General features: G+C 47.1%; 8 protein-coding genes. 1 reads left to right on the forward strand and 7 read right to left on the reverse strand.

What is annotated here, in order from left to right:
• Positions 1-120 precede the first annotated feature (120 nt).
• Positions 121-351: a hypothetical protein gene (locus J0A65_RS21530; protein WP_206596386.1), complete on the forward strand. Its 231-nt coding sequence runs from the start codon at positions 121-123 to the stop codon at positions 349-351.
• A 59-nt stretch (positions 352-410) separates the two neighbouring features.
• Here the strand turns inward: J0A65_RS21530 and J0A65_RS21535 are convergent, their stop codons facing one another.
• From J0A65_RS21535 to J0A65_RS28080, 7 genes are all read right to left on the reverse strand, one after another.
• Entirely contained in the window at positions 411-845 is a 435-nt protein-coding gene (locus tag J0A65_RS21535; RefSeq protein WP_206596387.1) for a hypothetical protein, read from the reverse strand.
• Positions 846-987: 142 nt separating this feature from the next.
• A complete protein-coding gene (locus J0A65_RS21540; protein ID WP_206596388.1) occupies positions 988-1,350 on the reverse strand; it encodes a hypothetical protein in 363 nt (120 codons plus the stop codon).
• Positions 1,351-1,488: 138 nt separating this feature from the next.
• Positions 1,489-2,337: a PoNe immunity protein domain-containing protein gene (locus J0A65_RS21545; protein ID WP_232850092.1), complete on the reverse strand. Its 849-nt coding sequence runs from the start codon at positions 2,335-2,337 to the stop codon at positions 1,489-1,491.
• Between the two features lie 199 nt (positions 2,338-2,536).
• Entirely contained in the window at positions 2,537-2,890 is a 354-nt protein-coding gene (locus J0A65_RS21550; RefSeq protein ID WP_134677850.1) for a hypothetical protein, read from the reverse strand.
• A gap of 330 nt (positions 2,891-3,220) precedes the next feature.
• Entirely contained in the window at positions 3,221-3,673 is a 453-nt protein-coding gene (locus J0A65_RS21555; protein ID WP_206596390.1) for a hypothetical protein, read from the reverse strand.
• 395 nt (positions 3,674-4,068) lie between these two features.
• Positions 4,069-4,467 carry a DUF6911 family protein gene (locus J0A65_RS21560; RefSeq protein WP_396471936.1) on the reverse strand — a complete coding sequence of 133 codons (399 nt, stop codon included), beginning with the start codon at positions 4,465-4,467 and terminating at the stop codon, positions 4,069-4,071.
• Positions 4,468-4,665: a cytidine deaminase-like fold-containing protein gene (locus tag J0A65_RS28080; protein WP_463452167.1), complete on the reverse strand. Its 198-nt coding sequence runs from the start codon at positions 4,663-4,665 to the stop codon at positions 4,468-4,470. It abuts the gene before it with no gap.
• Positions 4,666-4,690 lie beyond the last annotated feature (25 nt).

Here is a 4,690-nt window from a genome sequence, read left to right on the forward strand (position 1 = left end):
CTTCCCGCTGGCGCGCGGCGGCGAAGCGATCGATGCGCTCGGCCAGCGTAAGGCGGTGGGTAAAGTGGTGGTGGAGGTACGGTAGGAGGCGTCGCGCGCACCGGACACGGTTGCGCGCAGGTGTCCAAGGTCGCTCTAGCGGCGGCCTTGGTGGACAGACATCAGGCAATGGTCAGAGGGCTTGGGTCTGAAGGCATCGTTGAGTTCGCACAGATCAGTTGTAATGCTGCGCTGGCAATGCTGCTCAACGGTAAACAACACTTACCGGTGATGGCCGGGCCGCACCACATGATGCAGGTAGTTCGGCAATACAATCCACCCACCCATGGCATAACGATCTCCTTCCATTGAGACCTTCAGCTTAACCAATCAGGCGAAAAATAAATCTGCCCCCTTTTCCCGCCTTTTGCTTAATGTTCCAACCTTGGAATCTCCACATAGACAGCCTCAATTATCGCAGCATTGCCAAGCTCATCAGCATTAGGTGCATAAAATCTAACCGCCCCTCCTTTTATACTTATGCCAGTATTATCATCCTCACAATCAAACGCAACACCTTGATCAGATAGAAATAATTCTGCCTCCCCCAGACCAACACCTAAAAACTGTTTTTCAGAGAAATAGAATTCTGCTGCCGGATAATAAAGCTGAATCCCACACGCATTATCATCAGCGTCATACCAAACTTTAGCTATAGATCCACCAAAAGCATCAGTTGAATTATCAGAAAATTCAGTCCTCGGAAAAACCCGACATTCCACTCCTATTGCGCGTCTTACGTCGCCCCTATTGCGGACACCAAAAAAGATGTCAACCCCATCGGAGTCACTATATTTAAACAACACCTTCACACCTCCTTAATAAACTGCTTAGAGACTAAAAGGGGACAGATTTATTTATGACACAACGCCGTCAGCCTAAAAATAAATCCATCCCCTTTTCCAAGCATTGACGCCAGGCCGGCTAATGGGTGTCTCCTATTACTGATCAGAACAACCTCAGCTGCTCCACTACTACTGGATCTAATTGTTCAAGGTCAAAGTCCGGATTCGGAGGTTCTCTGGTCATTTCTGCCAGAGCCTGCCGCTCCTTGAGTCCATCATCGTCATTACCTGGAAAACTATGAGGAACCCCTATGTCAGATGCGAATCTTTCAACACTTCCCGGAAGAACTCTTAGTTCATGCAGTCTATGCGCCACTAAAAACTGCTGCAGATCACGACAGCTATCCGCCCCCTGCATCTGAGAAAACCCAAAACAGTCAGCACCAGAGTACTCCACTGGAGTTGCTTTTCCGAGAAGGATGCCACTTTTGCAATGCATACAGACTAAATAGTAACTTACCGACATTACGGCCTCCAAGTTACAACACCGGGAAAAAGGGGACAGATTTATTTATGACGCAGCACCGTCAGCCTAAAAATAAATCTGTCCCCTTTTCCCTAATGAACAGAAGGAAACGGGCTATCAGCAGATAGGTTTCAGTATTTATTTTCGAAGTATTCTAGACAACCAGCCCTTCTTCTTTTCCTTACGTTCGGGATGAGTAGTTGGCCCATCAGGACGAAGCAGGTCTCCGGGATAGTTCTCATGCCCTAAGCAGAGGCTATCATCCAGCCCAAACGACTTGACCGCCGCCACCGCCTCGATACACCAACGTCCAAAGTAGCTCCCTTTTTCTAAAGGATGCTTCTCTGGATCGCCGTAGGTATACCACCACAGCTCATCCTTACCCTTGCGTTTCAACTCCACGTACCAATGATCGACGAAGTCACGCAATAATGTGGCCTGCTGTTCTTTCGGCGCATTCACGGCCTTGAGCAAACGGGTATAGGGTTTCGGATGCAGAAGCTCCGTACCAATTCGCCTATCGGACTGTCGACTGGCAATTACCCTATCTAGTAATAGGTCCTCTCCCTCACCGCCAATCAACATCAACAGGCGCTGCCATTGCTCATCAACAATATCAAGTACAAGTGCAAGCCCAACCAGCCAGAAGCACCAATTATAGTGATTAAGAACCGACAAGCTGAACGCCCAAGAACGGCAGACATTCAAATCGTGCTTGGCACATATCTCAACAGAAAGACTATCAGAGAGTTCCCACATATCGAGCAACATAGAGAACGAATCTTTTAACGAGGATATTTCATCCCCCCTGGAATATTTTTGGAGAATTAGCCTGACAACATCCATCGAAATATCGAATGTAAATTGAGGCTTATACTCAGGATTCTTAGAAGGGACAGAAAGTAATTTCGAACATCTTCCCAACCAAACATAATCCTTTTCAATCCGCTCATCCCAGTAGTCAAGTTCACCTAAAGCATCACGCATCACGGGGCAGCTCCAACTACATTAGTTCCAGGACGTAGAATGTTCGAAAAGGGGTGATTTTATTTATGGCGCAGCGCCGTCAGCCTAAAAATAAATATGTCCCCTTTTCCCGTTTGATCAAATCGCCTTTTTCAAAATCGGGAATGACCGAAGGCGACCCAAAATAACACCCTAGTTCAGACCTTCCCTTGATTCACCATTACTCTCCAACGATGTCGTCCGTCTCCTCATAATCTTCCGGCTTACTGTAGTCATACTCAATATTAAATTTCCCATCAGGATAAAGCGTAAAAATCAGCCCCCAAATGCGCTGCCCATTTTTTTGGAGAACATCATCCCTAATCAGGATCGCCGCCTTGCCACTATCAATACAGCTATTTGGCCAAGCCAATGCCTTTTTATCAACGTTGCCGAAGCTTTCAAGCCAATAGACTGTTGATGCCATCCGGTGATAAATCTGACAACTACAGAAGGCTTTATCCCATGAGCGCCCCCCAATAAAATCAATAATCCCTCTAGCCAATTCATTATAGGCATCTTCAACTGTATTCATGCCTCACCTCATTGAATAAATGTGAACTGCTTTAACTCACCATCCATCATGGCATACACCTTGAATTCACTCGGCCTAACCCCATTACCTGGCGGGTATTTCACCTCAATTTTGACACTAACGGCTTTGCCAGCCTCAAGTTCTTTCCGTAGAGTAAAAAGGGGACAGATTTATTTATGACGCAGCACCGTCAGCCTAAAAATAAATCTGTCCCCTTTTCCGTGGGGGGAGTTCAGGGGCAGGATCGCGGACGGGCGGCTACTGCCTGGCGCTGGCCGCGAATAAAACAACACCGGCGCGGAGCCGCTGTTGGGTAAATATTGCGACTATTTATTCCTCAACAACTTTCTGCGCCTCAATAGCAAAGTCAGCAATCAGCTGATAATCAGCCTGGCCTTTCGCGAATTTCTTGAGGGCTGGCACCAAGTAATAGAGCAGTAATTCCGCATCAACATGATTCATGGGCAAGCGTTCTCTAACGCAACCTAGAAGCGTACTTGTAGACATAAATGAAGCAAATAACTCATAGCCATAAGCACCAGAAAAAGGGAGCTTCTTAAAGTAATAATTAGCCAATCTCCTTTGATCAGCGCGCCTCCAAGATCGATGAGGCATAAGCAAAAAGGCCTCGCCATAATCTACGGAATCAATGGGGTATGTGCTTATCAACCATTCAGCCGCCTGTGCAGACTCCATCTTAGCGAGATACCTGCAAAGCGATCTCTGCTTTTCATTCACAGCCTGCTCACCTTGAGTTAAATAGGTTTTGAGGTAGGCCAGCATTACTGCTTAAACCAGCAGGCGGCTGATAATGGCCCGAATTATTAGTCCACTGAGATATCGTCCCCCTACTTGGCCCATCATTATTTCCAAAGCGAATAGAGCCGGCGTACTTTACCTCCCCGCCACCACTCAGACCCAAAATGGGTGGAGAAATCTTGGTTAACATTCGGTCTTGCAACGCGAATAGTTCCATCAGGCATAGTGACAAAGTCATATGAGCCTGAAGGAGTGATTTTCTTCCCTGTTGATGTCTGCAGCCAATAGCGGCCCGATTCATCTTGAACAAGAGTTCTTACCGGCCTCTGCGATATGGCGACATCATTAGGACGCAAATTGACTAGTGTTCCACGCTCAGTAAGATTTGGAGCACTTACTGTTCCTTTTGGACCAAAGAATTAGGCCATCAAATTCCGAGGCACACAGCCTTTTTCAAAGAACCCTCTAAAAATATCAACAACAGTCTCAAAATCAGTACAAACCGCTGAGGCATCAACAGCATCCCCTAGAACATCAACTGCCTTACCTGCATCTCCACTTCCGAGATAGGATCGAACAGTGTAATCCTCACCATCATCTTCACCTAAAGTCATCGCGAACATTCCATGATCCGCAACAACTTGCAAACTCAACAACTCAAATCCGCTGAGGTTCGCAGCCTCTAAAGTAACAGAGCCAGACACCTCACACACTTCCCTCAAGTGAGATTCAACATTACTCCAAGAGGGATCGTTAGTTCTCCCTCCTTGGCACTCCGCTCCGAACCCAACGACCCATGATAGAGAAAGCTTCATCATCTAATCCCTCTCTCTCAAAGCGCGCATCCCAGGCTGCCAATATAAAGTCTTACCGGTTGCAACTTCTTTAACTGTGAGAGAAGTGAGCCCGGACTTCTCTGCCATTGCAGCTATGTCCCCTTTTCCCGGAAATGTAACGCCGATAGTCTTGTTCAGCAGCAAACACCACCTGCCGGTTATGCCCTCGCTGCACCACATGATGTGGGTAGTTCGGCAATACTAT

This window comes from Bowmanella yangjiangensis (assembly GCF_017255015.1).
Classification (GTDB): domain Bacteria; phylum Pseudomonadota; class Gammaproteobacteria; order Enterobacterales; family Alteromonadaceae; genus Bowmanella; species Bowmanella yangjiangensis.